The 26,728-nt window shown below is 62.5% G+C and carries 25 protein-coding genes; 11 read left to right on the top strand and 14 right to left on the bottom strand.

The genetic code is table 11. The features are described 5' to 3' along the window. Window positions 1–36 precede the first annotated feature (36 nt). From ACX5I4_RS11540 to ACX5I4_RS11525, 4 genes are all read right to left on the bottom strand, one after another. On the bottom strand, window positions 37–384 hold the full coding sequence (locus ACX5I4_RS11540; protein ID WP_059389983.1) for an RNA polymerase-binding protein RbpA: 348 nt from the start codon (window positions 382–384) through the stop codon (window positions 37–39). 242 nt (window positions 385–626) lie between these two features. Further along, window positions 627–1,643 carry an SPFH domain-containing protein gene (locus ACX5I4_RS11535; RefSeq protein ID WP_461836785.1) on the bottom strand — a complete coding sequence of 339 codons (1,017 nt, stop codon included), beginning with the start codon at window positions 1,641–1,643 and terminating at the stop codon, window positions 627–629. Between the two features lie 104 nt (window positions 1,644–1,747). After that, window positions 1,748–2,209 carry an NfeD family protein gene (locus ACX5I4_RS11530; RefSeq protein WP_461836784.1) on the bottom strand — a complete coding sequence of 154 codons (462 nt, stop codon included), beginning with the start codon at window positions 2,207–2,209 and terminating at the stop codon, window positions 1,748–1,750. 109 nt (window positions 2,210–2,318) lie between these two features. Next, the gene (locus tag ACX5I4_RS11525; protein WP_461836783.1) at window positions 2,319–3,173 is read right to left on the bottom strand and encodes a methyltransferase domain-containing protein; all 855 of its coding nucleotides are present in this window, start codon (window positions 3,171–3,173) and stop codon (window positions 2,319–2,321) included. 68 nt (window positions 3,174–3,241) lie between these two features. Between ACX5I4_RS11525 and ACX5I4_RS11520 the strand changes: the two genes are divergently transcribed. Continuing rightward, window positions 3,242–5,269, top strand: a complete 2,028-nt coding sequence (locus ACX5I4_RS11520; RefSeq protein WP_461836782.1) for a S9 family peptidase — start codon at window positions 3,242–3,244, stop codon at window positions 5,267–5,269. On the opposite strand, the gene ACX5I4_RS11515 is transcribed toward ACX5I4_RS11520, so the two are convergent. The 6 genes from ACX5I4_RS11515 to ACX5I4_RS11490 form a co-directional block, all read right to left on the bottom strand. Continuing rightward, window positions 5,259–5,936: a peptide deformylase gene (locus ACX5I4_RS11515; protein WP_461836781.1), complete on the bottom strand. Its 678-nt coding sequence runs from the start codon at window positions 5,934–5,936 to the stop codon at window positions 5,259–5,261. The genes ACX5I4_RS11520 and ACX5I4_RS11515 overlap by 11 nt on opposite strands. A 25-nt stretch (window positions 5,937–5,961) precedes the next feature. Beyond that, window positions 5,962–6,564, bottom strand: a complete 603-nt coding sequence (locus ACX5I4_RS11510) for a hypothetical protein (RefSeq protein WP_461836780.1) — start codon at window positions 6,562–6,564, stop codon at window positions 5,962–5,964. A gap of 364 nt (window positions 6,565–6,928) precedes the next feature. After that, window positions 6,929–8,071 carry an FAD-dependent oxidoreductase gene (locus ACX5I4_RS11505; RefSeq protein WP_461836779.1) on the bottom strand — a complete coding sequence of 381 codons (1,143 nt, stop codon included), beginning with the start codon at window positions 8,069–8,071 and terminating at the stop codon, window positions 6,929–6,931. Then, complete coding sequence (locus tag ACX5I4_RS11500) at window positions 8,064–8,792, bottom strand: class I SAM-dependent methyltransferase (protein ID WP_461836778.1); 729 nt, start codon at window positions 8,790–8,792, stop codon at window positions 8,064–8,066. The genes ACX5I4_RS11505 and ACX5I4_RS11500 overlap by 8 nt, the downstream gene beginning before the upstream one ends. After that, window positions 8,792–9,928 (bottom strand): type III polyketide synthase, encoded by a 1,137-nt coding sequence (locus ACX5I4_RS11495; RefSeq protein WP_461836777.1) that lies wholly within the window; start codon window positions 9,926–9,928, stop codon window positions 8,792–8,794. The genes ACX5I4_RS11500 and ACX5I4_RS11495 overlap by 1 nt, the downstream gene beginning before the upstream one ends. 56 nt (window positions 9,929–9,984) lie before the next feature. Beyond that, window positions 9,985–10,827: an alpha/beta hydrolase gene (locus ACX5I4_RS11490; RefSeq protein WP_461836776.1), complete on the bottom strand. Its 843-nt coding sequence runs from the start codon at window positions 10,825–10,827 to the stop codon at window positions 9,985–9,987. Between the two features lie 543 nt (window positions 10,828–11,370). Between ACX5I4_RS11490 and ACX5I4_RS11485 the strand changes: the two genes are divergently transcribed. The 3 genes from ACX5I4_RS11485 to ACX5I4_RS11475 all read left to right on the top strand — a co-directional run bounded on the left by ACX5I4_RS11485 (window position 11,371) and on the right by ACX5I4_RS11475 (window position 14,328). Further along, window positions 11,371–12,468 (top strand): tyrosine-type recombinase/integrase, encoded by a 1,098-nt coding sequence (locus ACX5I4_RS11485; protein WP_461836775.1) that lies wholly within the window; start codon window positions 11,371–11,373, stop codon window positions 12,466–12,468. A gap of 5 nt (window positions 12,469–12,473) precedes the next feature. Next, on the top strand, window positions 12,474–12,806 hold the full coding sequence (locus ACX5I4_RS11480) for a helix-turn-helix domain-containing protein (RefSeq protein ID WP_028275137.1): 333 nt from the start codon (window positions 12,474–12,476) through the stop codon (window positions 12,804–12,806). Between the two features lie 181 nt (window positions 12,807–12,987). After that, window positions 12,988–14,328: a hypothetical protein gene (locus ACX5I4_RS11475; protein WP_461836774.1), complete on the top strand. Its 1,341-nt coding sequence runs from the start codon at window positions 12,988–12,990 to the stop codon at window positions 14,326–14,328. 23 nt (window positions 14,329–14,351) lie between these two features. On the opposite strand, the gene ACX5I4_RS11470 is transcribed toward ACX5I4_RS11475, so the two are convergent. Next, window positions 14,352–14,999, bottom strand: coding sequence for a hypothetical protein (locus tag ACX5I4_RS11470; protein WP_461836773.1), 648 nt, complete (start codon window positions 14,997–14,999; stop codon window positions 14,352–14,354). 200 nt (window positions 15,000–15,199) lie between these two features. On the opposite strand from ACX5I4_RS11470, the gene ACX5I4_RS11465 reads away from it, so the two are divergent. From ACX5I4_RS11465 to ACX5I4_RS11445, 5 genes are all read left to right on the top strand, one after another. Further along, window positions 15,200–15,844 (top strand): NADPH-dependent F420 reductase, encoded by a 645-nt coding sequence (locus ACX5I4_RS11465; RefSeq protein ID WP_461836772.1) that lies wholly within the window; start codon window positions 15,200–15,202, stop codon window positions 15,842–15,844. A 510-nt stretch (window positions 15,845–16,354) separates the two neighbouring features. Further along, entirely contained in the window at window positions 16,355–17,707 is a 1,353-nt protein-coding gene (locus ACX5I4_RS11460) for an AAA family ATPase (protein ID WP_461836771.1), read from the top strand. A 118-nt stretch (window positions 17,708–17,825) separates the two neighbouring features. Continuing rightward, window positions 17,826–19,088, top strand: a complete 1,263-nt coding sequence (locus tag ACX5I4_RS11455; RefSeq protein ID WP_461836770.1) for a helix-turn-helix transcriptional regulator — start codon at window positions 17,826–17,828, stop codon at window positions 19,086–19,088. A 79-nt stretch (window positions 19,089–19,167) separates the two neighbouring features. Then, the gene (locus ACX5I4_RS11450; RefSeq protein ID WP_461836769.1) at window positions 19,168–19,851 is read left to right on the top strand and encodes an alpha/beta fold hydrolase; all 684 of its coding nucleotides are present in this window, start codon (window positions 19,168–19,170) and stop codon (window positions 19,849–19,851) included. A gap of 92 nt (window positions 19,852–19,943) precedes the next feature. Further along, window positions 19,944–20,756, top strand: coding sequence for an MBL fold metallo-hydrolase (locus ACX5I4_RS11445; RefSeq protein WP_461836768.1), 813 nt, complete (start codon window positions 19,944–19,946; stop codon window positions 20,754–20,756). Window positions 20,757–20,781: 25 nt separating this feature from the next. On the opposite strand, the gene ACX5I4_RS11440 is transcribed toward ACX5I4_RS11445, so the two are convergent. Then, window positions 20,782–21,414 (bottom strand): LysE family translocator, encoded by a 633-nt coding sequence (locus ACX5I4_RS11440; RefSeq protein ID WP_461836767.1) that lies wholly within the window; start codon window positions 21,412–21,414, stop codon window positions 20,782–20,784. 78 nt (window positions 21,415–21,492) lie between these two features. On the opposite strand from ACX5I4_RS11440, the gene ACX5I4_RS11435 reads away from it, so the two are divergent. Then, a complete protein-coding gene (locus ACX5I4_RS11435; RefSeq protein WP_461836766.1) occupies window positions 21,493–23,061 on the top strand; it encodes an LCP family protein in 1,569 nt (522 codons plus the stop codon). Between the two features lie 81 nt (window positions 23,062–23,142). On the opposite strand, the gene ACX5I4_RS11430 is transcribed toward ACX5I4_RS11435, so the two are convergent. Then, window positions 23,143–25,119, bottom strand: coding sequence for an APC family permease (locus tag ACX5I4_RS11430; RefSeq protein WP_461836765.1), 1,977 nt, complete (start codon window positions 25,117–25,119; stop codon window positions 23,143–23,145). Between the two features lie 157 nt (window positions 25,120–25,276). On the opposite strand from ACX5I4_RS11430, the gene ACX5I4_RS11425 reads away from it, so the two are divergent. Continuing rightward, on the top strand, window positions 25,277–26,179 hold the full coding sequence (locus tag ACX5I4_RS11425; RefSeq protein ID WP_461836764.1) for an SGNH/GDSL hydrolase family protein: 903 nt from the start codon (window positions 25,277–25,279) through the stop codon (window positions 26,177–26,179). Here the strand turns inward: ACX5I4_RS11425 and ACX5I4_RS11420 are convergent. After that, window positions 26,157–26,576: a VOC family protein gene (locus ACX5I4_RS11420; protein ID WP_461836763.1), complete on the bottom strand. Its 420-nt coding sequence runs from the start codon at window positions 26,574–26,576 to the stop codon at window positions 26,157–26,159. The two genes, ACX5I4_RS11425 and ACX5I4_RS11420, sit on opposite strands and share 23 nt — an antisense overlap. Between the last annotated feature and the right edge of the window lie 152 nt (window positions 26,577–26,728).

The following is a 26,728-nucleotide window of genomic DNA, read 5'->3' as shown; positions in this document are numbered from 1 at the left end:
GGACTGCGCCTTAGGACTGCGTCTTATGGCTGTGCCTTATGCCGAGCGGCGTTCCCCGCGGCGTTCACGCAGGATGTTCAGCCGGTCTTCGAGGATCTGCTCGAGTTCGGGAAGGCTGCGGCGTTCCAGCAGCATGTCCCAGTGGGTACGGACGGCCTTCTCGTTGGTGTCAACGGGGCGTTCGCCATCAACCAGGAGCGCTTCCTTGCCCGTCTTGGAAACCCAAACAGGGGGGATCTCCGCTTCGGACGAGAAGGTCACGAAGACCTGCTCCCCGTCCGCGCAACGGTATTCAACCCTCTGGCGCGGTGCCGGCTCAACACCGGACTCGGTTTCCATGCTCTGGGCGCCAAGACGCATGCCCCGCAGGCTGCGATCGCTCATGATTACTCCCTCTGTCTGTTCACGGAACCAGGCTCCGCGCTAGCCGGACGCCGAATCGACGCCGCCCGGGCTACTGTATGCACACGTTGCATCACTAGATGAAACGCCTGACCAAGCGTTAATGTTCCGTTCGGACTGAACCGGCCGGACAAATACACCATTATACGCGGATCGATGCACGCACCACAAAGCGAAGGGGACCAGCCAGAGAAATTGGCCGGTCCCCTGCAAACTGTCCGCAGTTACGCCGACGGTTCTTGTGTAGCTGGAGTCGATTCGGGCCGGCCGGAACTCGCTGCCGTGGCCGCCGGTGCGGAAACCTCGGCTGCGGGCTTCCCGGAATCGCTGAACAAGTCTGCGACGCCGGATCCTCCGTTGGCGCCTCCCAGTGCACCGCCGATGCCCTTGAGCGCCTCACCGACCTCGCTGGGGATGATCCACAGTTTGTTGGATGATCCTTCCGCGATTTTCGGCAAGATCTGAAGGTACTGGTAGGCCAGCAGCTTTTGATCCGGGTTGCCCTTATGGATGGCATCGAAGACCTTCTGGATGGCTTGGGCTTCACCGTCGGCGCGCAGGATCGCCGCCTTAGCGTCACCCTCGGCGGCAAGAATTGCAGCCTGCCGCTGCCCTTCGGCCGTGAGGATCTGCGACTGCTTGGTACCTTCGGCGGTCAGGATTGCAGCACGCCGGTCGCGCTCGGCCCGCATCTGCTTTTCCATCGAATCCTGGATGGAGTGGGGCGGGTCGATTGCTTTGAGCTCCACGCGTGAAACGCGGATTCCCCAGCGCCCCGTGGCTTCGTCCAAGACGCCCCGGAGCTGGCCATTGATCTGATCGCGAGAGGTGAGCGCTTCTTCGAGATTCAGGCCGCCCACCACGTTGCGGAGCGTCGTGGTGGTCAGCTGCTCAACAGCCTGGATGTAATTGGCGATCTCGTAGGTCGCGGCGCGAGGGTCCGTGACCTGGAAGTAGACCACGGTGTCGATGGAGACAACCAGGTTGTCCTCGGTAATCACCGGCTGCGGCGGGAAGGAAACCACTTGTTCGCGAAGATCCAACAACGGCAGCAGGCGGTCGACGAAGGGGATCAGGATGGTGAGTCCGGGGTTAAGCGTGCGCTGGTACTTGCCCAGGCGCTCGACGACGCCAGCGCGCGCTTGCGGGATGATCCTGATCGAGCGGACCAACACGATGATCACAAATATGACGAGAACTAGCAGCACGATCGCGGCTGCGGTTCCTCCCAAGCTATCCATACATCTCCTTCATTCCCCAGTTACGTATTTGATGTGGTCCTGTGTGCGGTAATGCGCCGATCGTTATTCAGCGAAGTCCGCGGCCGTGCGCTCCGCGGAACCGCTCAGCGCGGGCTGTTTTCCGCAGTTGAGGCGACTACCGCCGTCGCGCCGTCGATCCTGGTGACTTGCACTGTCTGGCCGGCGTCGATGATTCCCGCGGCGCTGCGGGCGGTCCAGACGTCGCCACCGATCTTCACCAATCCTGCCGTCGCACTGACGGGCTCCATTACGAGCGCCGATTGGCCGATCAGGCGGTCCACGTTGGTGCGTTGTTCGGCGGGACCCTTGTGCAGATGCTTCAGGGCGATAGGACGGACAAAGGCGATCATCAGCAAGGACACGACGCAGAGGACGACGGTTTGAAGCCAGAGATCAGCTCCGGCAAGGTCAGCGACGAGGGCAGCCAGTGCCCCGGCGCCGAGCATGATGAAGAAGAAACTGAGCGTCAGCATCTCCACTACGGCAAACGCGAGGAAAACCGTGAGCCAGAGAGCCCACCAGTTGCTGCCAAGCCATTCAAACATCGTTCCCCCTGTTTCCGGACTTGCGGCGGCAGCCGGCCTGATCCGGACTGCAGCGTCAGCAAGATCACAGTCGCTGTTTTTCCATCCTAGCCCGGTGCGAAGCTTCGCGTTAGGAGCGTCGCTCGGGCGCAGTGAATACACTGAGGGTGAACTTCGCGGTGGCACCGATTGACGATTCTCCGGCGATCGACGCCAACAAAGCCGGGCGCTCAAGGTGGTGCCCTGCCGGGCCCATGAAGGCGGCATCGGCAATATCGCGCCCAGTGAGTGTCAGTTTCACGTCGAGTTGGACAGCATCCCCGGGAATGAAGAATTCCTGCATGGACTCTGCCAGGCGCTCGTCTTTGCCCGGTTCAATGCTGAGCATCCCGGTGCGTTCCGCAATCTCGGCGAGATGTCCGTTCCGGGGAGTCACCACGATCACCCGGCCGCCTGGCCGCAGTACGCGGGCAAACTCCGGAGGATTCCGCGGCGCAAAGACCACGATGATGGCGTCAACGGTCTGGTCGGCGAGCGGCAAGGGACGCCAGATGTCCCACACCAGATTGATGGCGCCGGGATTCAGCCGCGCTGCGCGGCGGAGGGCGAACTTGGAGATGTCGATGCCAATAGCTGCCGCAGGGGAGCGGTCCAGGACCGTATGTAGATAGTGGCCGGTGCCCGTGCCGGAATCCAGGACGAGGGATCCCGGCGCCGACAGGACCGGGGATGCCAGCTCGGCGATGGCATCAGCCAGGGGGGCGTAATGGCCGCCGCCCAGGAAGTCATTGCGGGCTGCGACCATCTCTGCCGTGTCCGCCTCGAAGACCGTACCCTTGCCGGTGAGCAGGTTGAAATAGCCCTGTTTGGCGGCATCGAAACTGTGGCCGGCGACGCATTTCAACGAAATGGGAGCCGCGCCGCTGAGACCGAAAGGACCCTGGCAGACCGGGCAGCGCAGGGAAGGGACGGCGTCGGAAAGCATATGGACAATCCTACGGTGGCCGGAGTGGCACATACCGTCGCGGCGGGACGGCCGCTAGGCTCACCAGCGTGAAAGCCGAACAACTCCCACTGCTGAAGTCCGTCTCTTCCCCTGCCGTCCACCCCGATGGCACACGCGCCGTCGTGTCCGTCACCCGGCCCGACTTCGACGCCGATGCGTACGTAGGGCAACTCTGGAGCGCTGCCTTTGACACCGCAGTGGCGCCGCGACGGATTACCCGAGGCTTCCGGGACACCGCACCTGCCTTTTCCCCCGATGGCAAGGTGCTGGCGTTTCTCCGCGCTACGCCCGACGGCAAACCGCAGCTGCACATCGTGGAAGCCGACGGTGGGGAGCCGCAAGCCGTCACGGAACAAAAATTGGGAGTCTCGGAGTTTTCCTGGGCGCCCGATTCCCGCAAGATTGTGTTCTCGACGCGCGTTCCCGAACAAGGCCGCTACGGGACGGTTGACGGTGTGGGGCCGGGAAGCGAAGACCCCCGGCTGATCACGGACAACCAGTACCGGCTCAACGGACTGGGCTACACGGCGGACAAGCCAGCCCAACTGTTCGTCGTCGAGGTTCCGGAGCCCGGAGCGGAACCGCCCGTGGTTCCGGTGGGGCGGGCCGCGAAAGAAAGCGGAGCTGATGCGCCGAGCTTCCTGCCGACCGCGGCGCAGTTGACGTTCGGCGACGCCGATCACACCTCACCGTCCTTCAGCCGCGACGGCGAAAGCGTCTACTTTGTCGCCCCGCTCCATCAAGGGCACGACGCCGACATCGCCTCCGGGATTTATCGTGTCCCGGCCGCGGGTGGCGAGCCGGAAGCCGTGCGGCCCGACGCTGCGCCGCAGGCTGTCCAGGAGGTCCGCGAATCCACCGACGGCGAATGGCTGTTCTTCACTGCGCAGGACCTCGGCGACGACGGCCTGGACTTCGTCGCCAGGAACACGGCCCTGTATGTGATGCCCGTTCGCGGGGGCAGGGCCACAATGCTGAGCGATGTCGAAGACCAGGATATTTCCGGCCCGCTCGAACCTTTCGGGGTGGCTGGCATGCTTGGTCTCAACACAAGCCGTGGGAGCGTGGAGCTGATCAGATGGGCGGCCGACGGCGGGAGTTCGGTCCTCCTCGACGGGCCCCGCGTGGCAGGGGGTGCTTCTGCGGTGGGTGACGTGGTGGCGGTCAGTGTCAGCGACGCTTCCAGCAATGGTGAACTCGGCGTTCTGGAGCAGGGGGAGTTGCGCTTGCTCACTGACTTCTCGGGTGCGCTCCGATCCGAAGCCAGCATCCTTGAACCGCAGGAATTTACTGCCACTGGCAATGATGGATACCCGGTCCATGGCTGGGCCGTCCTGCCGGATGGCCAGGGTCCCCATCCGGTGCTGCTGACCATCCACGGCGGCCCGTTCGCCCAATACACGGCCGCGTTCTTCGATGAGGCCCAGGTGTATGCAGAAGCGGGATACGCCGTGCTGATGTGCAATCCCCGTGGTTCTGCCGGGTACGGCCAGGCACATGGTGGCGCCATCAAGGAGAAAATGGGCACCGTGGACATGGCGGATGTCCTTGCCTTCCTGGATGGCGCGCTGCAAGCCTTCCCGACGATGGACAAGGAATCGGTCGGCATCATGGGCGGGTCCTATGGTGGATATCTGACGGCCTGGGTTATCGGGCATAAACACCGCTTCAAGGCGGCCATTGTTGAGCGGGGTTTCCTTGACCATGTCAGTTTTGCCGGTTCCTCGGATATCGGGTGGTTCTTCGGTGGCCAATACACGGGTGGATCGCCGGAGCAGATGGCCGCCCAAAGCCCCATGGCCGTAGTGACCGATGTCCGGACACCTACGCTCGTGATCCACAGCGAAAACGATCTCCGCTGCCCGGTTGAGCAGGGACAGCGCTACTTCGCTGCCCTGAAGGCCCAGGGCGTGGAGACCGCGTTGCTTCTTTTCCCGGGCGAGGACCACGAACTTTCGCGGTCGGGAACGCCATATCACCGCCGTCAGCGGTTCGAACAGATCCTCGCGTGGTGGGCAAAGTACCTGCCCACCACGGAAAACCCACCGCGCGAATCCGGTCCAGCTAAGAGTTAAGGAAGCCCAGCCCGCGGCGTGCCTCGTCGATTCCGGGGTACGCCCAATGGGCGCCATATTGCTGATCGTCGGCAAGGGACCGTAGCTCGGCCCTGTCCAAGTAGAGTCCGCCGTGCAGGTGGTCGGTCTCGTGTTGGACTATCCGTGCCTGCCAGCCGGAGAATCCTTCCGAGGCTGTACTTCCATCAGGACGTTGGTAGTGCAGGCGAACGTCCCGGTGTCGCGTCACCACGGCCTGGAATCCACGCATCGAGAGACAGCCTTCATAGAATGACGCCGTGGAAGTCCCTTCGGGCTCGTACCTGGGATTCAGGATCGCGAAAAAACGCAGCGGAGTCCTCTCGCGGATTTCCGAAGCGATGGGGTCAACATCGAAATGGTCTTCAAGCACGGCCAGCTGCAATGGAATGCCGAGCTGGGGTGCTGCGAGGCCGACTCCAGGGGCGGCGTGCATGACATCCCGCATCCGCTCGATCAGTTGCGCCAGTTCGGTGTCCTCGAGCTGGCCATCATAAGGTGCTGCGAGTTGCCGCAGCACCGGGTGGCCGACTTGGACGATGGGCGGGAGGCCGTCGAGGCCGAGTAGATCCTGAACCGCGGCGCGGATCTGGGAAGCTGTGAACGTCGTGTCCGGGCCGGCAGGCAGGGGTCGGGTCTCAAAGTCCATGGATTGAGCTTAGTGGGATGGCCCGTCAACCGTCCCCGCAACTCTTTGTCACGAAATCGTAGATGCTTCCACGCAGCGCAGTGCCGGCAGCCACTTTGATGGTCCCGGCAACTCCATTGACCGTCACGTGCAGTGGCATGAGCGTGCCCACTTTGTCCTCCGCGACGGCGTGCGGGTCGCATCGCGCGGGGCGGATGCGCAGGCCCAGGGTCGAGTCCTTGTCGGTGCCATGAATCACGACGCCGTGGGGCCACGGGTTACCCGGGTCCGCTGCAAGGAGGGTGGTTTCGTCGATTGAGTCGATGGTCATGGATCCTGTTCCGCCGCGGGGTTTGACAGCGATGGTCAGTGTTGCCAAGCCTTTCCGGGGGCCTGTGTCCAACGTCGCCAGGAGCTCTAGGCTCGCTATTTCCGAGGCACCGCGTTCAAGGCATAGTTCGCTGTTGTTCCGGGCCAGCACGCCGAAGGGGTCCGTCACAGTTTCGCTGTACACGCGATCCGTGCCCGCCAGCACATAGTCAACCGTGGACTCCGAGGAGCCGGGGGACAGGTCGCGGACGGAAGCTGCACGGGCAGGCTCTTGGTCTGCCCCGGCGGAATGGCGGTGCCACCGGGGCTCGAAAGCCATCCGATCGTCCCGTCAAAGCTCCCTGTCCGCAAGGCCGCGCGTACAACTGTGATGGTGTCGGGGCCGGGGTTGCTGAACTGGATCTCGATGATGTGCGTGCTGTAGTTGTCCCGGAACTGGTTCAGTTGGGCGGTGAGTGGACCGGCCGGCGTCGTGGGCTGTGGTCCAGGCGTCGCCGAACATCCCGCAGTAGAAGCTGCGGCGATGCCCAACAGAGCGATGAGTACGACGGCGGCTGCCCGCCGTCGTCGGCTCCTCACTTTTCGCCCCTGGCGGTCATGGATGCAGTCTAGGACGCAATCACGTGGTGCAGGACCACCAGTTCGCAAGACGCAGTCTCCGCCGGCCGTGTGGAAATTGGCGTCTAGTGCATCGTGAATCGGCGGGCCACGAGCTCGGAGAACATCGGCAAGGTAATCGCCCGGCCGATCAAGGCGTTCCGTGCGCCCAGGACTTTCGGAGGCAATGGGCGGCCCAGCGCCATATTCACGCTGGCCTGCCAAATGGCTTTCTTCGCTGCTCGCTGTCGGTTGCGCTCGAATTCCGCGAGTTCCTTGGCGGCAGGCCTTCGTCCCGATGTTCGCAACACTTCGCTGATAATCGGCGCCAGGGCAACGGCATCCAGCCAGCCCAGGTTCATCCCTTGACCGCCGATCGGGCTGATCTCGTGTGCGGCATCGCCGAGCAAGGCAACGCGTCCATGAACCATCCGGGAGACAAGGCGCGATGTCACGCCGAACGCACTCATCATCGTATTGCTTGCCGAGTCCACCGCCGTTCCGGTCCGTTTTCGGATCAGGGCAGCGAGCACACGGGGAGTTGGCTCTTGGCAGGGGGCGCCAAGCCGGACCACCCACCTTCGGATACCACCGGGAAGTGGAAAAGACTCGACGATTCCTCCCGGCTCGAGAAAGAGGACTGCATTGTTGCCGTACGGCGACTCATCCCGGAAATCGCCCATGACGTAGTAGTCGGGGTAAGTACGCAATCGCGGCTCCAGGCCAAGGCCCTCACGGACGGCGGAATGGACGCCATCGGCCGCCACCACGAAGCGGCCCAGGAACTCCACCGCCGCCCCGCCTTCCTGTCCTCGCAAACGCAAGTACCCGCCGTCGTCGACCACTTCCTCGATGTGCACGCCGCGGAGAAGGGCGGCCGGATCGAGTTCGATAACCCTGGACTCGAGGGTTTGGGTGGTGAAATATTGCGGGACTGAAAGGATGAAGGGGTATTCAGCCGAAGGGCGGGCAAAGTCCATGTCGGCAACTTTGCGGCCGCCGCTGTACGCCGCCCCGTGGGTGATCCGGACGCCCGAAGAAACCAGGGAATGGGCAGCCCCCACGGCGTCGAGTGCCGCTAGCGCCGGAGGGTGGATTCCGATGGCCCGGGTTTGGTGGCTCGGCGTCGCCCGTCGTTCCAGGATGGCAACGCGGTGCCCGTGTTGCAATAGCAGCGCGGCCATGTACAGCCCGACTGGCCCTGCACCGACCACCACGACGTCAAACATGTGGAGCCTCACGGGGGCGGTAAACCAGGAGGTTGTGCCACAGTCCGCTCTCTTCCACCGTCCAGGCTAGGGGAGTGGCGGCACGTAGTTCCGCCATGGTGTAGCTGCGCCTGATGGACGTGAGTCCATCGCCGTGGATATAGGAGCCGAGACCGAGTGGCCAGGCGCCGGCCCAGAAGAGGGAGTAGGCCAGGCGGCTTCGCCTGAGGTCGTTGTGGAGGGCAATCCGGCGGCACAGGTGTTCGGAGTCGCGAAGGAACGAGGCAAGTTCGGCGGACGTCAAGTGGTGCAGGACGTGGTTGGAGATGACGACGTCGAATTGGAGCCCCTCTGACACGAGCTCCGAGCTGAAGGCCTTCCGATATCTCACGCCCGCGACTGCCGGCACGGAGTTCGCGAAGCGGAAGGCACGCTCGTCCGGATCGATTCCAGTCACCTCGAGCGGGTATCCCTCCGCGGCGGCCCGGCGCGCGAGGCCTCGGGCAACGTCACCACCGCCGCAGCCGATATCGAGGACGGTGGTGGGCGCCGCCGTCGTGAGCAATGGCCTGATCAGGGACTCGTACGTATTCCGCCAGCCGGAGACCACAGCGTTGACGAGCGGAAACCGCGCGTAACTGCGGTTGAGCCGGTCGAGCTCGCAATCGGGGCGGTCCATGTCCTCAATGGCGGTCGTATCCCGTTCGCCGAGAAAACCACCTGGGCGGGGGAGGGCAGGCATCACAATGCTGGAGATACCCGGGTGAACAGCCCCGTCTCCACCGTGAGGCCGGGCCCGAAGGCCATGGAACAGATACGTTCCTCCCTCTGTGCTGGCGTTTGTCCCAGGATGTGTTTCAAAACGAAGAGCACGGTGGCGCTGCTCATGTTGCCGTAGTTGCGAAGGACTTCGCGTGCGGGAATCATCTGTTCTTCGGTGAGCTCGAGCTTTGACTCGACTTTATCGAGAATGCTGCGGCCGCCGGGATGGATGGCCCAATGCGTGATGTCCCGGTAGGGGAGTCCGGCCAAGGAGGGGTCGCGGGCAAGGAGCGGTTCGAGCGCCCCGGTGATGTGCTCTTCGATGATGTGCGGCACGTACGTTCCGAGAACCATTTCGAAACCTTCGTCGCCGATGTTCCAGGCCATCGCTTCTTCGCCCACCGGCGTCAGGACAGTCTCGAAATGGTCCAGCCTGATCACAGGGTCCGGCCCTTCAGGTTCCCGGGAAGTCACGACGGCGGCGGCCGCACCGTCCGCAAAGATCGCCGATCCCATGATGGTGTCCGGGTCATTCGAGGTCCGGACGTGGAGGGAGCACAGCTCTACGCAAATGACCAGGACGACGGCGGAGGGATCGGCCTGGCAGAACTGCCGGGCTGCCCGGAGGGCCGGGAACGCGGCGTAGCAACCCATGAAGCCAAGGTGGTAGCGCTGCACGGCCGGGCTGAGACCGAGGGCCCGAACTACCTTATAGTCGGGCCCGGGGTTGAAGAATCCGGTACAGGAGACCGTGATGACATGAGTTATGTCAAGTAAATCAATATCAGGACATTTCCCGACGGCGGCTTTGGCGGCCTCTATGAACAGCTTGGTGGCCTCGACAGCAAAGATCTCGTTGCGGACTTTGGTGCTGGGGCTCAGAACCCGGCCTGACTCGGGGTCGAAGAATGACGGGTTCTCTGCGTGGTTATCAAGGGTTAGTTCAGCGACGGCGGTGAACCGGGTGTCAATGGCAGCCGAATCGAAGCAGGTTCGCACAAGTCGGGATCCGAGGCGCGTCAGTCCGGGTTGGGATGCAAAAACGTCGCGTGCTTGTGGTTGCACAAGCACTGTGGGCGGTACGGCAGTTTCCAGAGACCTCACGTAGACCGGCATGCTTCATTGTTGGCGACGAAGATGCCGTTGACAATGGCAGAGCCCGCAACACTTCTTCAGCTGTTGCGTTTGATGAACTCCAGGGTCGTGTCCGCGACGTCGCGCCAGCCGTGGTCGATGGTGAGTGAATGGCCGCGCCCGGGTATTTCCTTGAACTCGGTGAGTCCCGGGTTCCGGTCCTGCCGCTTGAAGGATGCGTGGGCAATGGACCAGGGCACGGTGTGGTCTTTTTCGCCGGAAATGATCAGCAAGGGCCCCCGCTCCGGGTTCTTGGAGTCAACCTTGGCCTCGGTGAAAGGGTTCAGGTTCGCCGTTGCCGCCTGGAACAGCGTCACTCCGGAGGCGGGCACGTGGAACGCCTCATACAGTTCGCGGGCTTCCTCTTCCGGAAGGGCATTTGCCCAGCCGTAGCTGAATTGCTCGAACGTCAACGACACCGCGCGCGAGGCATTGGCCGGGTTCCCCAGTACCGGTGACGCGGACTTCAGTGAGGAGACCGGCAGGGGCAACACGCCCCGGAACGGGGCCGGGTCAATGGCCACCGTTACGGCCGACGCCCCGGTCCCGGCCATTTTCTGGGCGATCAGACCGCCGAAAGAGTGTCCGATGACCGCGGGCTTGGTGGTGAGAGCGCCGGCCGCTGTCAAGTAGTGCTCCGTGACCTGTTTGATCATCTTCTTGGCGAATACGTCCGGATCCCGCTGAGCTGCCTCGATCGATTCGGGGTCGTCCGGCCAGCCGGGAGCGAGGGTGGCATAACCATCCTCCTCGAAGATCGCTCTCCAGCGGTCCCAGCTGCTGGAGAGCAGCCAAAGCCCGTGGACGAACATCACCGGACGCCGTCCGGAGTCATTGGCTTTGTCGATCTCGAGCAGTTCGCGTTCGGTGAGCTCTGCCATGGCGGATCCATTTCACGTTGCAGGGGCACCGGAAGGGGCCCGTGGACGGCGACTGTGCTCTGAGTATCCCAGCCAGCACCGTTGGTGACAATGATGCAGCAAGCTCGGTCTTTCACTCTCGTAGCCGCCACGCGATAAAGCCAGTCACGGTTGAATTGCCTGCCGATGAACAGACGGACGTCGAGCGGATTACGCCGCCGCAGGCTGCGGACAACGGGAGCTCTCGCAGCTACTTCAACTCCCGTACTTTTAACGCCGATAATCTACATTATGTAAAGTAGAACCGTGATTATTGCATCTGATGCATGATCACCTTTCTTTCGCCCATCTCTTCCTGCGTGGATCGCCTGGATGCCGGAACTGCCCCCTGACCTGCGGTAATGCCGCTTCTGCTGCCGATCTCAGCCACGCCTCGGGTGTTTGGCGTGTACCCGACGCGACCTAAAGGCATTGTCCGAGACGGGCCCTGACCTGCGGATTTGCGCCGATTCTGCATTAATTGCATGATTCATTCATCCAATGCAATGTCAGAAGGGGTTTGTCGTGGCAGTTGATGCAGCGGGTCGTGTGCTTGATTTCGGCCCTGTGCGGTTCCTTCATCCCGAGGACCATGTGTTCACGCAGATGCTCACGGGCTGGCGCAACCAGCAGTTGAGCAGGAACCTGGCCTTCGGCACCATCGAGTCGAGGGAACGGCTCGTGACGCGCTTCCAGGAATCGACGAACGAGTATCCCTGGCACTGGACGCCGGCCCATGTTGACGAATTTTTCGGGGATCTTCGCAGTCTGAAGCACGCAGCCCAATCGACGATCCGGTCCTATCAGGCCGCACTGAGAGCGTTCTGCGCCTACGTGGCTTCCCCGGAGTACGGCTGGGACCGTGTCTGCGAACAGCATTTCGGGACTCATCCGGTCCAGGTCTGCTTTGACTGGAACACAGCCGTCCACGCCCAAGCCGGCGAGTCCTCCCCCAAGCGCCGGCCGTTCACGCAGCGGGAACTCCAGGACTTCTTCGACCGGGCCGATGATGAGGTCGACCGGATCGCCTCGCTGGGCCGCAAGGGCTGGCTGCCGGCTTACCGTGACGCGGTCCTGTTCAAAGTGGCCTATTGCTGGGGTCTGCGCCGCAATGAGGTCCGCCACCTGCAGACGGTGGACTTCGGCAGGAATCCGCACGCCCGTGAGTTCGGCAAATACGGCGTGCTTCAGGTCCGCTACGGAAAAGCCATGAAGGGATCACCACCAAAACGCCGCAGCGTCCTGACGGTATTCGACTGGTCGACGGAGATCATCGCCGACTGGCTCGAACGCGGGCGCCCCCACATGACGGACGGACTGGACCTGTTCCCTTCCGAACGCGGCACGCTGGTTTCCGAAACCGCGTTGAACCGCCGCTTCAACCGGTACTGCGAAGACCTGGGCCTCTCCCCCGGGCTGGACATCCACTCGCTGCGCCGTTCCTACATCACCCACCTGATCGAGTCCGGCATGGACGCCTTGTTCGTCCAGCACCAGGCAGGGCATGAACATGCCTCGACCACGGCCCTCTACACGTCCGTGTCGAGTGACTTCCGGGTCAAAACCCTGCGCCGCGCCCTGGACTCGACCGTCAGGGCCGCACTGGGCGGAATGGAAGACTAATCCCTATGAAACGAGAGATCGACTACCGGTGGCGGCTCGCCGAACTCATGGCAGCCCGCGGAATGCACAACAGCACCGACCTGAGCCCACTGCTAAAAGAACGCGGCATCGAACTCTCTGCCTCCCAGGTATACCGGCTCGTCACCCAGCGCCCGGAACGCGTTTCACTCATGATGGTCGCCGCCCTCTGCGACATCTTCTCCTGCGGACCCGAGGACCTGGTCACCGTCACGGCAACAGATGCCAAGGTCCGTAAGGTCGCCTCCGACGCCAACGTCGTGGACCTAAACAAGACCATCCGGCCCAAACGCGCCCGCGTGATCCGCGATGACGGCTGACATCACGCCGCGCCCTATCGTGCGGGGCCGCCCTCGCAACGCAGGGACCTTCACGTGTGACCGGTGCTCAAGGACGGCCGGCAAACACCGCGCAAGCTGGCCCGAAGGCAGGATCTGCGGGACCTGCTTCACGATTGCCATGCGCACTCACGGGTCGTGCCCTGGATGCGGCACGGACCGCATGCTCCCCGGCCGAGCCCTTGCCCATGGCAACAAGCCCATCTGCGTCGATTGCGCGGGCATCACCCAGGACTACCAATGCTCGCGCTGCGGCACGGAAACCGAGCACTACCGCCAAGGCACTTGCGCCCGCTGCTCGCTGCGGGACGACCTCACAGTGCTACTCCGCATTGAACAGAGAAGTGCGGAGGCCGAGACTGCTACGGCGAAATTGCTCACGGCCCTCTGCGGAGCCCAACGCCCCGAAAGCATCCTGAGCTGGCTTCGCGACGCCGGCGTCAGAGACCTCCTCGAACGGATTTCCACCGGCAACATTCCTCTTAGCCACGAGGCGCTGGATGGAGAACCGAACAGCAAGCGCGTGGAACACCTACGCAGCCTGCTCACCCACCACAAACTGCTCCCGAACCGCGACCACTACCTCTCGCTCTTCGAACGGTGGCTCGCCAGCAAGCTCGAGGACATCGACGACCCCGAGATCCGCCGGCCCGTCGAATCCTTCGCCCGCTGGCACCACCTGCGCCGCATCCGCAGCCTCTACGGGGACGGGAAACCCACCCGCGGTCCCGTGCACAATGCCAAGCAGGAAATCACCGAAAACATCAAATTCCTGACCTGGCTCAAAACCACCCACGGGCGGGCGGTTGCTTCCTGCGTCCAAGCCGACGTCGACGCCTGGCTTGCCGCCGGCCCCACCACCAGGCACGCCATCCGAACATTCTTCGTCTGGGCTGTCAAGAACCGGACCTGCACCAACATCGTCATCGGATTCCGGCAGGCCAAGACCGTGCCACTGCTCACCCAGGGCCAGCGGCTCGCCATGCTCAAAGCCTGCCTCACCGACAACATCGACACCCTGCACTACCGGGTCGCCGCCACTCTCCTGCTGCTCTACGCCCAGCCAGTCGTGAAGATCGCCGCGATGAAAAGCACCGACGTGATCATCACGCCCGACGGATTGCGTCTGTCTCTCGGCGAAGGCGACCCTGCACCAGTACCGGAGCCGTTCGCGTCACTGCTCACCGAACACTTGGCGGCACGCCCCAACATGCGCACCGGCAGCAGCTCAGGCAGCGAATGGCTGTTTCCCGGATACCGGCCCGGGCAACACATCCACCCCAACACTCTCATGGAGCGTCTCCGGGAACTGGGCATCGACCTCCTGGGCGCACGGAACGCATCCCTCCGCGGGCTCGTGAAGGAAGTTCCCGCCCCGCTCGTCGCCGAAATGCTCGGCTACAGCTATCAGGTCACGCAGAAACATGCGGCCGCAACAGCGGAACCCTGGTCCCGATACTCCCGCGCGCCCTCGACACTGCAGTGGCACGGCCTCACCCCGTAACCGGGAACCAGGACGGGACTCAATCACGGATTCCGGGCGAACCAGTCCGAGGCCTCCATGGGTTTCGCTTTCGGCCGTCCCACTTGATCAACGACAGGGACCCAAGTCTTGTCGGGCACGTCTTCTGCGAACCATTCAAAGGCCCGAATCGTCGGGTGGGCCGCGATTGCCGCCGGGTCCGTACTCGACAGAGCAACTGCCCTGATAAGCAACAATTCCTCCAGGCACGGCGCTTCAAGGAGTGGGCCCAACCCGGAGAGACCCTTCATCGAACCGATCTCCAAGCGCTTGAGGTGGACAAGGCCAGCGAGTGAAGGCAGTGACCGTACCTGCGGTAAACCATAGAGGCTAAGCAGCCGCAGGCTTGCCTGAGCGCCCAGAGCAGACAGGTCATGCAGGCCGCGGATCTGGTTGACGGCGAGGTAAGTCAGGTTCGAGCAGCCATTGACCACGTCAATTGATGTTCCGGAGCCCCCTCGGATGTCCAACCACTGCAGCTGCGGCAGAGACGACAAGAAGCCCTCGGGGATTTTTACTGCCCAGAGCGTTAGGCGCCGGACACCCGAGAGCCACTCGACATCCGAGAGGTCGAGTGATGCGTGGTCGATCCAGACGTCATGCTCCGAGCGCCATTTGGCAGCAGACTGAGCGGATCTTCGTTGGGCAACCATGCCCCGAGTATGTCGCATAGCCCCGTTGAACCACGATACTGAGGCTCCCGGTGAGTCTCGTCAGCTGCGATTAGTACCAAAACGAATATGCATGGTTACCAGTAACTGGATTGAGTTGAGGCCCTTTCTCGTCTGCCCGCCCCGTTTACGCGCACTCCCCCGCGGTCATAGGCTTTTGTCACCATACTCTGGAGGTTGACGTGACAACTGCAATCATCGGTATCGGTAATGTCGGCTCCCGGGTCGCCCGCAATCTTGTTCAGGGCGGCGAGCCGGTCGTTTTGGCCGCGCGCAATCAATCCGGCGCTGACGCGTTGGCGGCCGAGCTCGGTGAGCTCGCGAGTTCTGCAAGCGTTACTGATGCCGTGGCGCAGGCTGACGCTGTTCTGTTGGCCGTGTGGCTGGACATTGGGAAGGAACTCATTTCCCAGTTGGGACAGGCGCTGGTCGGCAAGGTGGTCATCGACCCGTCCAACCCGATCGGGCCTGATGGCCGCGGCGGTTTCACCACGACACTGCCGGAGGGCGAATCGGCAGCCTCGATCCTGGCAAATCTGCTTCCCGCCGGGGCGCACTTCGTGAAGGCTTTCGGCACGCTGGGGGCCGACGCGCTGGGCTCGGCTGCCAACCGGCCGTCCGGGCGGGCCGTTCTGTTCTACGCAAGCGACGACGACACCGCGGCAGAAACGGTGGAGAGGCTCATCAGTGCCGCTGGTTTTGATCCGGTCAAAGCCGGAGGAATCGAGGCGGCCGGCAGACTGGAGCTGATGCGCGGAGACCTTCACCAGAATGGCGGGCTCGGTGGAAAGCTCTTGAGCGCCGACGAGGCGCGTGCCGCCCTCTAGGGGACGACGCCGGCCCGGGCTGGCAGGCTGCGGCGGTGCCGTCCGTGACGGCGCTCCGACCTCCCGGGCAGTCTGGCCCTAGCTCTCCCCCAAAGCCGCGTCTGTGTTCGGGTCGGCTGCAGCGACGTCGCCCGCCAGGACACTCGTACCCAGGTCGTGGTCACACTCCCCTGGATCGTCGGGTTATAGGACAAAGCCTGTGCAAATCCCGGGCGCGTCATGTCCGTCCCGGGCTCGTCTTCGCTCGAATGTCGGATTCTGCTCAATCATTCGAATGGACAAACTCCGGGCCCGCGGAATCACGGGACGGGCAACTTCGACGAAGAGAATGATCCAGCAGAACCCGACGGTGCATGGACCTCCCCGGTCACCAGGATCCGCCGCACAACGTTCAAGCACCAGGCCGTTTATTGATCGATCTGATGAATAATGGCGCTCTCCTTGTCACGCTTCACCGCGGCTCTTAGCCTTTCCTCATAAGTGAAGACCTCGTGTCGGAGATTCAGGTTGATGGAAGCAACGTTGCACGGTCGGGATGTCCAGCTCAAGGCTATCGAGGCGTTCCTTAGCGAACCCGGAGGAGATTCACTCCTCGTTATCGGCGGAGATCCCGGCGTCGGAAAATCCGCCCTGCTTGAGTTGATCGGAGATCGAGCCGCGCTCCACGGTGCCCGAGTGCTGCGTGCGAGGGCCCTCGAGTTTGAGGCTGACCTTCCGTACAGCACAGTCAATCAGCTGCTGCTCCCGTTGTCTGACTCCCTCGCGCGGCTCGCTCCGGACCACCAGGAAGCGCTCAGTATCATTTGCGGGCTTCAAGCCGGTGCTATGCCCGGCCTGCTTGTTGCTGGCGCCGCGGCGCTTGCGCTGCTCCAACAGACCGAAGAGGAATCGAACTCTGTGCTCTTGATGGTGGATGACTCTCCTTGGATGGACTTGCTTTCCGCCATGACTTTGACCTACCTCGGCCGACGCCTAGGCGACCGATCGGCGAAAATCCTGGTGGCTGCCCGAACGGACGAGGAAACAGTCTTCGTCCGCAGCGGCTTTCCGTCGCTTCTTCTTCCTCCCCTGCCGGACGACGCCGCGGACGCCCTGCTCGCCGAACGCTTCCCGGCACTGTCCGAAAGCGTTCGACGGCGGATCCAAAGTGAGGCGCTCGGCAATCCACTCGGACTGCTGGAGCTACCCGCCGCCCTTTCGTACCCCAGTACGCAGCGGTTGCCCGGCATGCTGCCACTCACGAACCGCCTGAAATCGCTCTACGGCGACCGGTTGTTGGCGCTGCCGCAGCGGACGCGCGAAATGTTGCTTTTCGTGGTTCTCGCTGGCGCCGAAAATAGCCAGGCCGTCGAAAAATGTATCCCGACGAGCTCTGGGCGCGAAGGCTTCCGTCCAGCGGAGCGCGCAGGAATCGTCCGTTTCGACCCGCGTTCGGGGCGATGGCAATTTCGGCACCCGCTGATCCGCACGGCCGTGTTCGAGCAGTCGACGGAGGACGAACGCAGGCGCGTGCACGCAATCCTCGCCGACGCCTTCGCGGAGGAGCCCGAACGGCGAGCCTGGCACCTCGGTCAAGCGGCGACCCGTCCCGACGAGGAAGTCGCGGCGCTTCTCGAAAGCGTGTCCCAGCGGCTCATTGAGATTGGTGACGGCACTCGAGCAACTGCTGCAATGCTCAGGGCGGCTGAGCTCACCCCTTCCGTCAGCGATCGTGAACGCAGGGTGGCGCGCTCGGCATATCTTGGCTCATTGATTGCGGGAGCCATCGATCAAAGCCCGGCCCTCCTCACTGAAGCTTTTCGAAACCCCTCTGAGTCACCACAACTCGCGACCGTCATTGCGGTGACTTACAACCTGACTTAACAGTGAAGGTGATGTTGCGACCGCTCGCCGGCTCTTGCTTGCCGCATTATCGGCTGGAGTTTCCGGACCAAATGTGGACCGCAATGACTATGTTGAGGCCCTGTACACGCTCGTCCTGGTGGGGTTCTTCGGAGGCAGCGGCGACTTTTGGCAGACGCTGTTGGCGCACTCGTCGACTGAAGCCAGGCTGCCCGATGTGCTCCGGTTTCAAATCGAACTATTCGTTGATGTTGCTCGCGCTCAAGGTACAATGATCGAGCACTTTCGCCAAGGAATGGATCATCTTCGATTCGTCACAGATCCCCTGTATATCGCGCGATTCGCTACCGCTGGGGCCTACATCGATTCCCTTGGCGGTATGCGCGACGCCCTGTGGCGGGTTGTTGAAGACGGGCGAAGAGGGGAAGCCATCACTCCTGCCATTCAGGCCCTCTTCCTGCTCGCGAATGACGACTACTTCACTGGCCGCTGGGAAGAGCTCGAGGTTGTAGTAGAAGAAGGCCTCGATCTTTCACTCGAACACGGCTATGCCCTTACTTCTGCCCCGGCCAGGTTCCTGCTGGCGCTGGTTCAGGCGGCACGTGGCCAGGAAACACTCGCGCACGGCACTGCCGAAGACCTACTTATTTGGGCCGCGCCGCGTCGACTTATCGCGCTTGCCAATTACTCATCACACATTCGATGCATGACAGCGTTGCCGGCCGGCCAATTCGAGGAAGCTTTCATCCATGCAGCGACGATCAGTCCACCTGGCACGCTCCCGCCTTATATCCCCCACGCTATTTGGTCGGCTTTCGACCTCATCGAAGCGGCTACACGATCCAGCCGTCGGGAACAGGCCAAGATGCACTTGCGGGCCTTTGAAAGCACGGAAATCGCTAGCCACTCTCCGCGGTTGCGTGCCCTCGTCCTGACGGCCCAAGGATTGCTGGCCGAGGGCCCGGAGTGGAAAGAAAAGTTCGAGACCGCTCTTGCCACCCCTGACAGTGAGCGCTGGCAGTTCGACCGCGCGCGGATCCGCTTACTTTTCGGTGAGGAGCTTCGTCGCCGGAGGGACCACGCTGCCGCCAAAGTCCAGCTCGCCGAGGCAAAGAAGGTCTTCATACAGCTGGGTGCGCATGCATGGGCCCTGCGCGCCGATCGGGAACTGCGGGCAATGCGAGCCTCCGGGGTGCGTTCGAGCGGACTAACCCCTCAGGAATCGGTCGTCGCCGACCTCGCCGCGAAGGGGCTGTCAAACAAGCAAATAGCCGAGTCGCTCTTCTTGTCGCCGCGAACCGTTTCCACCCATCTTTCGCGTACGTTTTCAAAACTCGGTATCTCGACTCGAGCGGGTTTGCGTGACGCCCTCTCAGCTGAGGGCGATCAATTGCGCCTGTGAATGTACGTCATTTGACGGATTACCTCGCGGAGGCGAAACCCTACTGTTGCTCCTGTCCAACAACTGTTAGGAGCAAATCATGAAACCAACGATCGTCCCTGTCCACGGCGGATTTGTTGACGGATCCGGCTGGCGGAGGGTCTACGACGACCTCACCGAAGATGGCTTCGATGTTCGAGTTGTGCAAAACCCCACGAAATCGCTGGCCGATGACGCGTCAGTCACCCGGAAGGTCCTTGACGAAGCAAACGGGCCGGTCGTACTTGTGGGTCATTCGTACGGCGGAGCCGTCATCACCGAAGCAGGCAATCACGAAAAGGTATCGGCGCTCGTGTATATCACGGCATTCGCCCCGGATCAGGGTGAATCCGTGAACTCCCTGCTCGAAACGTTCCCAAGCGACGGCCCCCAGCCACCCATCCTGCCTCCCGTCGACGGGTACCTCTTCCTCGACCGCGATAGGTTCCATGAGTCCTTCGCCGGCGACGTCACGCCCGCAGAAGCGGCTTTCCTTGCAGACTCCCAGGTCCCGTGGGGGCTCGAAGCGCTTGGCGGAGTGGTTTCTTCCGCCGCATGGCGCGTTAAGCCCAGTTGGTATCTCCACGTGACCGAGGACAAAATGATCCCGCCGATCGCTCAGGCCAGCATGGCAGAGCGTATCGGAGCTACGGTCAGTGAGACTCCTGGAAGTCACGCAGTCTATGTGTCACGTCCCAACGTGGTCGCTGACGTGATCAGGAAAGCTGCCGCCTCACTCAGCTGACGCGCAGAATCACCGCCACCAGCCTTCCCGAACTCATCGCCGAGTGGGAGCATCGGCGAGAAGGGAAAGCTGACGCGAAGAAGGGACCCACAGTGCTGATCTGTGCAACGTGCGCCGTCGAATACGAGGAGCCCGCCCCGGCGGTCTGCCCGATCTGTGATGATGAGCGCCAGTATGTACCCGCCAGCGGACAGCGCTGGCTCAGACTGGACGAGCTCGAACAGGGCGGCCAGCGCACCGTGTTGAAGGAGAACGAGCCGGGGCTGACCGGGATCGCCACGGAGCCCGCCGTCGGGATTGGCCAGACCGCACAGCTAGTGGTCACGCCAGCGGGTTCGCTCCTGTGGGATCCCACAGGTTACGTTGATGACAACGCTGTGGACGTCGTACTCGGACGGGGCCCGGTCCTCGCGATCGCTGCGAGCCACCCGCACATGTTCGGCGTGCAGCTCGAATGGTCCCACCGTTTGGGCGGGGTGCCGGTACTTGTGGCCGACGCCGACCGCGACTGGCTGGGGCGAACGGGACCCGCCGTCGAATTCTGGTCCGGCAGCCGACCGCTCGCTGAAGGGCTCACGCTGCACCAGACCGGGGGGCATTTCCCTGGCAGCTCGGTAGCTCACTGGGCTGCCGGGGCAGGCGGAAAGGGAGCCCTGCTGACCGGAGACAGCGTGTTTCCGAATCCCGACCGTCGCTCTATCGCCTTCATGCGTAGTTACCCGAATCGCCTTCCGCTATCCGGCGCGGTGGCGCTGCGAATCGCCAGGCAACTCGGGATGCTCGAATTCGATCGGATTTACGGCAACTTCAACAACGTGATCGCCTCAGAGGCCAAAGCCGTGCTGCATGATTCAGCGCAACGGCATGCTGCATGGGCACGCGGAGACTTTGACCATTTGACCTGAGCTGAACGGTGTGGGCGCGGCCCCCTCAACTACTTGCCGAAACCGCAGTCCCCACGCCCAGCGCCGTGAGTATCGCAGCGGAGGTCCGCTCCAACGCCTTGGTCACGGGTGGTCGTTTCAACCAGAGAACGGCCTTGGTGGCTACGAAGGACAGGATTCCGAGATAGATCAACGAGACTGCAAAGTCGATCACGCCGAGCATCATCGTCAAGCCAAATGATGCTTCACCGGAAGGCAGGAACTGGGGTACAACGGCGAGGAAAAACAGTCCGACCTTCGGATTGAGCAGGCACGATACAAGTCCGGCGGCGAAGCTTGAGCGCAGTTGGCCGCGCACCCCGGGGCCGTCGTCTGGTTGCGGTGCTGCTTGGGGACGACGGCTGTGGACAAAGGCGCTGACTCCCAGGTAAATCAGGTACAGACCACCGATGATCTTCACCACCCTGTAGGCCTCGGCCGACTGCTCCAGAAGGGCCGCCAATCCGATGCCCACGAGACCTGCCCAGAAGATGCTGCCAAGCGAGGATCCGAACGCGGCTGAGAGGCCGGCTTTGACGTTTGACAGGCTGTACCTGAGCACGAGGAAGGAGTCTGGGCCGGGCGTAAGGGCCAAAACAGCGCACAACCCGACGAACGCCGCCAGTGAACTCAGAGTCATCGTCCCATTCAACCATTGCCGGAGGTTGGTGCTAGGCGTCGCGGGGCGCACGGAACCTTCCCAGAGGTCCCCGCTACAATGGGGGCCGTCCGTCATTCCCCCGGAGAGGTAGTCCCCCTTTTGGTAACTCGCCACGATGCACCCAACCCGGAATCGGGTCAGTCCGCACCTGTCGCCTATCCGGGGCAGGGCAAATTGGCTACCCGCAGCCGGCGTTTCAGCTATCGTCGGGCGCCGCGTTGGTTCAAAATCACGAGCGCCGTGGTGGCTGTCCTGCTGATCGGCGTCATTGCCTTCGGCGGATATTGGGTGTGGAGGCTTCAATCCAACATTTCGACGTCTGCTCTAGGCGCCGGTGGCCACAGATCGGAAGGCCCGGTAGATGACCGGAAGGACCGCCTGCAGATCCTCGTTCTCGGTACAGACACCAGAAGCGGGAAAAACGGACAATTCGGCACCACAGACCAGTCCTCTGGCTATGGACAGTCCGATGTGATGATGCTGCTGGATATTTCCGCGGACAACAATCACGTCAACGTCGTCAGCCTTCCTCGGGACCTGCTGGTCGACGTCCCTGCGTGTACTGATAACAAGACCGGCCAGCACTACGCAGAGCGGCAGAACGCCATGATAAACAGCGCGATGGCCGAGGCCGGCATTGGCTGCGCCGTAGACACCGTAAACAATCTGACGGGCCTGGAGATTGACCACTTCATGATGGCCGACTTCAACGCAGTCAAGGAACTGTCCAATGCGGTCGGTGGCGTGGACGTCTGCGTGAGTTCGGCCGTGAACGACCCCGACTCCGGACTTCACCTGCCCAAAGGCACATCGCAGGTCCAAGGGGATCAGGCGCTGGCCTTCCTACGCACTCGCCACGCATTTGCGGATGGCGGCGACCTCGGCCGCATCAAGGCCCAGCAGGCGTTTCTTGGCTCGCTGACCCGCAAACTCAAAGCCGACGGAACACTCGGCAACCCACAGAAGATGCTGAGCATCGCCGACACGGTCACCAAAAACCTGACCGTCGACGACGGCCTTGCTTCCGTTCCTGCTTTGCTGACCATCGCCGACCGGCTGAAGAACATAGACCCGGCAAAGGTCAACTTCATCACCGTCCCGAATGTGCCAGCGGCATCAGATCCAAACAGACTCGACCTCGATCAACCGGCTGCCAGCAACTTCTTTGCCGCCCTGAAACAAAGCGCCGACCTCAGCCAGCCCGCCGCCAGCGCTGCTCCCTCACCTGCCCCGTCCACTGAGGCTCCGAAGGCGGCCTACAACAAGGCGCTTCAGCCGATCGCCGTCGCCAATGGAACAGGCGTGACTGGCAGGAGCCAGGACATCGCAGCGCTACTCTCTTCCGGTGGCTTCACGAAGGTGGCCCGGATTCAAGCCGACGCGCGGCCCCAAACCATGGTCTACTACGGTGCCGGGTTTGCCGACGTGGCAGCGGACGTTGCTGCCATGTTCGGGTTGCCGGCGACGAGCGTGCAGCAGGTTGCCAGCGTCCAGGGAGTCCAGCTTTACGCTGGGCAAGACTTCGCGACAGGAAGCAAGCCGACGCTCCCGGCACCCAAGCCGAATGATGTGGTTGCCCAGACCGCCCAAGACCAGACGTGTCAGGCAACCAACCCCACGGGGTAGCTGGTACACAGGGCGCCCCTGTCCAGGGTTGCGCGGCGGGGTGCCTTCTTCCTGGTCGCCTGATTCGTACGGAAGTCTTCGCTAGCCGACGTGGACCCACGGACGGCGGGTGACTTCAGGTTCGGCCTGGCGCAGTACTTCCCGTGTGACCGGGGCTATCTCGCCTTCCCCGAGGAAGAGGAACTTCAACAGGTTGATCACGGGGTTTCCTTCCGTCCAGCGGAAGTAAATGTGCGGCATCAGTCCGGTGACGTCACGGATATGCAGCAAAACCGAAGCAATGGTGTTCGGGACCACTGGCCCGTGAACCTCCAACACCGAATAGCCGTGCCGGTAGAGGCCATGTACTTCCAACGCGGTTTCAAAGTCCGAAGAATCATCTACCGTGACCTCAAGGAACACCGCCGGATAGTCATCGGGAAGGTGGCTCACTGCCATGGCCGAATCGAGTTTGTCCCGGTAGTCGGCGGCGGTCATCCGGAGCGGCTCGTGGGCGATGATGCCGATCGGCCCAGTGTCGTTGGCCGTAATGAACTCAAGTGCTTTCGCATCGAGCCGGACATGGGTTGCGTGCAGCTCGAACGATCGCATGATCCGGGAGAGCAGGGAAATCAGCACAATGCCGGCAATGAAGAATGCGGCGATGCGTATCCCCTCAGGGCGTTCGAAGATATTGGCAACGGTGGTGTAGATAAATACGACTGCGATGAGCCCAAATCCCACGGTTCGCTTGTGTTGTTGGCGGCGGCGGGCCGACAACGTGACTGCGACCGCCGCCGAAGTCATCAACACCAGTACGCCTGTCGCGTACGCGCCTCCTTGGGCGTCGACGTCGGCGTTGAAAAGGTAGGTGACGAGGAAACCGATGAGGGTGAAGACGAGCACGAGTGGCCGAACTGCCCTGCTCCACTCCGGGGCCATGCCATAGCGCGGCAGGTACCTCGGAACGAGATTCAAGAGCCCCGCCATGGCTGAGGCCCCCGCGAACCAGAGGATCGCGATGGTGCTTGCGTCGTACACCGTACCGAACCCGGGCCCGAGGTATTCATGGGCGAGGAAAGCCAGGGCGCGGCCGTTCGCTTGCCCGCCTGGCTGGAATTCCTGCTCAGGAATGAGGACCACGGTGGTGAAACTGCTGGTGATGAGGAAGCAGCTCATAATCACGGCGGCCGTGGTCAACAACCTGCGGGCGCCTTGAATGCGCCCCGTCGGGTGATCTTCAGTGTCGGATCCGTAACCCCGGATCTGCGGCATCACCGCCACTCCGGTTTCGAAGCCTGATAGGCCGAGCGCGAGTTTGGGGAAGACAAGAAGCGCTATGCCGACCGCCATGAGTGGATTTCCATGGGACGTGGAGAGGGCCACCCACCAGTCGCCAACAGCACCCGGTCGAGCGAGCACCTCAAGGATGCTTGACACAACCACGACGACGTTCAGGCCCAGGTATATGGCCACCAACACTACGGCCACCCCGATGGCCTCTTTGAATCCCCTGAGGAAGACGGCTCCCAGAAGCGCCAGGAGTATCAAAGTGATGATGAGGTTCTGGCCCTGCATCCAGCCTGGGACAAAAGGATTCTGCACGAGGTGCGCCGAGGCGTCTGCCGCGGAAAGTGTCATGGTGATCAAGAAGTCCGTTGCCGCGAAACCCAACAGGACCAGGACAAAAAGTTTGCCGCCCCACCGGGGAAGCAAACGCTCAAGCATGGCGATGGAACCTTCGCCCCGATGGCTCTCACCCGCCACGCGGCGGTAGACCGGGAGCGCCCCCAGCAGTGTGACTGCCACCAGCACCAAGGTGGCCAAGGGCGAAATCACCCCGGCCGCAAGTGCCGCGATGGCGGGCTGATAGCCCAGAGTTGAGAAGTAGTCGACCCCGGTCAGGCACATCACCCGCCACCAGGAGTGCGGCTTTTCCTGCGAGGCAAGTACCCCGCCAGGGCCCTGATGGGAGCCCTTGGAATCCTGAAGGCCAAGCAGCAGCCATGTCCTGAGTGCTTCCTTGGTCCCTGGAGGGAGCGCGGAAGGATCTGCAGGCGGTCTACTCATGCTGGTCATTTGTGCCCTTTCGCCAGATGCGAAGCGCTGCCCGATTAAGGCAGACCCTAGCACCGCGTCCATGGCGGGGAGCGCAATCCCGGACGATCTTGACGGAATCTTAGCGGTGGTCCCGTGCTTGTCTGGTGCGGTGGCTGAATGAGGGTCAGTATGAGACATGAGCGATTCCAGTCAGGAGCACGCCGAGCCCGGCCGCCCCGTGACTGTGCGCCAGGGCCTGCATCCATGGAATCGATACGTGGCGATCGGAGACTCCTTCACGGAAGGAGTGGGCGATCCGGAGCCTCGCAACCCGGGCGGCCTCCGAGGCTGGGCCGACCGCGTTGCGGAAGAACTCAGCGTAGGCCATCCCGGCTTCACATATGCCAATCTTGCAGTTCGTGGGCTCCTGCTACACCAGATCCTGGACCGGCAACTGGGAGCGGCGATGGCACTACGGCCAGACTTGGTCACACTTTCGGCAGGCGGAAATGACTTGGTCTTCCGTGGAAGCGATCCCGACCGCTTGGCGAATGAACTGGATCCCGCAGTCGGAGAGTTGGTGTCCACAGGTGCCACCATCGTGCTTTTCGCCGGTCCGGACTGGGGATCAACCCCGGTTTTCAGGCACAACCGCCGCAAAGTTGCCATCTTCAATGAAAATCTTCGGACAATTGCAAGCCGCCACGACGGCATAGTTGCGGATCTGTGGGCTCTCCAGCAGTTGGCAAATCCGACGATGTGGGACCCGGACCGCTTGCATTTCTCGCCGCTGGGACACCACACGGTGGCGATGATGGTTCTGAAGTCCCTCAATGTCGAGAACTCCCTCAGGCCTTTCGAACCTAAGACATTTCCCGCGAGCAGCTGGAGGGAGGCCCGAACAGACGACATCCTCTGGGCAAGGGAGTACCTGGCGCCATGGGTCCTGCGCCGCATCACCCACAGGGCGCCGGTCCAGCCTTTGGTGGCAAAGCGACCAGAGGCTGGACCTGTCTTTACCGCCGGGGTTCGGGACGGCGGTGCCGCCACAAAGCGGTTGTTACCTGAACATCCCGTTACTGGGGCTGCTCCCCTGTGACGTTGACCAGCCACGCAATTCCGAACTTGTCGGTCAACATTCCGAAAATGTCGCCCCACGGCGCCTTCTCCATCGGTACGGTGACCGTCCCGCCGTCGGCAAGGCCGTCCCAATAGCCGCGAAGCTCGGCTTCATCGTCTCCGCTGAGGGACACCGAAATGTTGTTGCCAGGGCTGTAATCCATGCTGTTGGGAGTGTCCGCAGCCATCAACAGCAGTCCGTTGTCGGTCTTGAGCGCCGAGTGCATGATCTTATCGCTTTCAGCCGGGTCTTCGCTGGCGTGGAACTCCGCGAAGGTGCTCTGGGTCAGCTCTCCGCCGAAGACCGACTTGTAGAAGGCCATGGCCTCCTTGGCGTTGTCCCGAAAGCTGATGTAAGGATTGAGGTTGGTGGTCATTACATGGCTCCTCAGTTTTTGTGGCAGCGGATTCTGCTACCTTTGCGTCATGCTAACAGCGCCGGCCTGTAGCATCCACAGGAATTTGCTCCGTGCCGGACGCCACCCTCAGGCGCCGTCCTAGGCGCTCTGGCAGCCGTCGCCCGGTCCGG

Source organism: Arthrobacter sp. MMS24-S77 (assembly GCF_054888235.1).
The sequence above is the reverse complement of the archived record's forward strand: the minus strand, read 5'-3'. Positions and strand labels throughout refer to the sequence as shown.

Excerpts from the sequence above, each read along its gene's own strand:
- ACX5I4_RS11535 (WP_461836785.1), bottom strand. The coding sequence starts at position 1,643 with ATGGATAGCTTGGGAGGAACCGCAGCCGCGATCGTGCTGCTAGTTCTC.
- ACX5I4_RS11530 (WP_461836784.1), bottom strand. The coding sequence starts at position 2,209 with ATGTTTGAATGGCTTGGCAGCAACTGGTGGGCTCTCTGGCTCACGGTT.
- ACX5I4_RS11435 (WP_461836766.1), top strand. The coding sequence starts at position 21,493 with ATGGGGGCCGTCCGTCATTCCCCCGGAGAGGTAGTCCCCCTTTTGGTA.
- ACX5I4_RS11430 (WP_461836765.1), bottom strand. The coding sequence starts at position 25,119 with ATGACCAGCATGAGTAGACCGCCTGCAGATCCTTCCGCGCTCCCTCCA.
- ACX5I4_RS11505 (WP_461836779.1), bottom strand. The coding sequence starts at position 8,071 with ATGTTTGACGTCGTGGTGGTCGGTGCAGGGCCAGTCGGGCTGTACATG.
- ACX5I4_RS11460 (WP_461836771.1), top strand. The coding sequence starts at position 16,355 with ATGGAAGCAACGTTGCACGGTCGGGATGTCCAGCTCAAGGCTATCGAG.
- ACX5I4_RS11495 (WP_461836777.1), bottom strand. The coding sequence starts at position 9,928 with ATGCCGGTCTACGTGAGGTCTCTGGAAACTGCCGTACCGCCCACAGTG.
- ACX5I4_RS11500 (WP_461836778.1), bottom strand. The coding sequence starts at position 8,792 with ATGCCTGCCCTCCCCCGCCCAGGTGGTTTTCTCGGCGAACGGGATACG.
- ACX5I4_RS11510 (WP_461836780.1), bottom strand. The coding sequence starts at position 6,564 with ATGGCTTTCGAGCCCCGGTGGCACCGCCATTCCGCCGGGGCAGACCAA.
- ACX5I4_RS11450 (WP_461836769.1), top strand. The coding sequence starts at position 19,168 with ATGAAACCAACGATCGTCCCTGTCCACGGCGGATTTGTTGACGGATCC.
- ACX5I4_RS11425 (WP_461836764.1), top strand. The coding sequence starts at position 25,277 with ATGAGCGATTCCAGTCAGGAGCACGCCGAGCCCGGCCGCCCCGTGACT.
- ACX5I4_RS11540 (WP_059389983.1), bottom strand. The coding sequence starts at position 384 with ATGAGCGATCGCAGCCTGCGGGGCATGCGTCTTGGCGCCCAGAGCATG.
- ACX5I4_RS11420 (WP_461836763.1), bottom strand. The coding sequence starts at position 26,576 with ATGACCACCAACCTCAATCCTTACATCAGCTTTCGGGACAACGCCAAG.
- ACX5I4_RS11470 (WP_461836773.1), bottom strand. The coding sequence starts at position 14,999 with ATGGTTGCCCAACGAAGATCCGCTCAGTCTGCTGCCAAATGGCGCTCG.
- ACX5I4_RS11490 (WP_461836776.1), bottom strand. The coding sequence starts at position 10,827 with ATGGCAGAGCTCACCGAACGCGAACTGCTCGAGATCGACAAAGCCAAT.
- ACX5I4_RS11515 (WP_461836781.1), bottom strand. The coding sequence starts at position 5,936 with ATGGACTTTGAGACCCGACCCCTGCCTGCCGGCCCGGACACGACGTTC.
- ACX5I4_RS11525 (WP_461836783.1), bottom strand. The coding sequence starts at position 3,173 with ATGCTTTCCGACGCCGTCCCTTCCCTGCGCTGCCCGGTCTGCCAGGGT.
- ACX5I4_RS11480 (WP_028275137.1), top strand. The coding sequence starts at position 12,474 with ATGAAACGAGAGATCGACTACCGGTGGCGGCTCGCCGAACTCATGGCA.
- ACX5I4_RS11475 (WP_461836774.1), top strand. The coding sequence starts at position 12,988 with ATGCTCCCCGGCCGAGCCCTTGCCCATGGCAACAAGCCCATCTGCGTC.
- ACX5I4_RS11440 (WP_461836767.1), bottom strand. The coding sequence starts at position 21,414 with ATGACTCTGAGTTCACTGGCGGCGTTCGTCGGGTTGTGCGCTGTTTTG.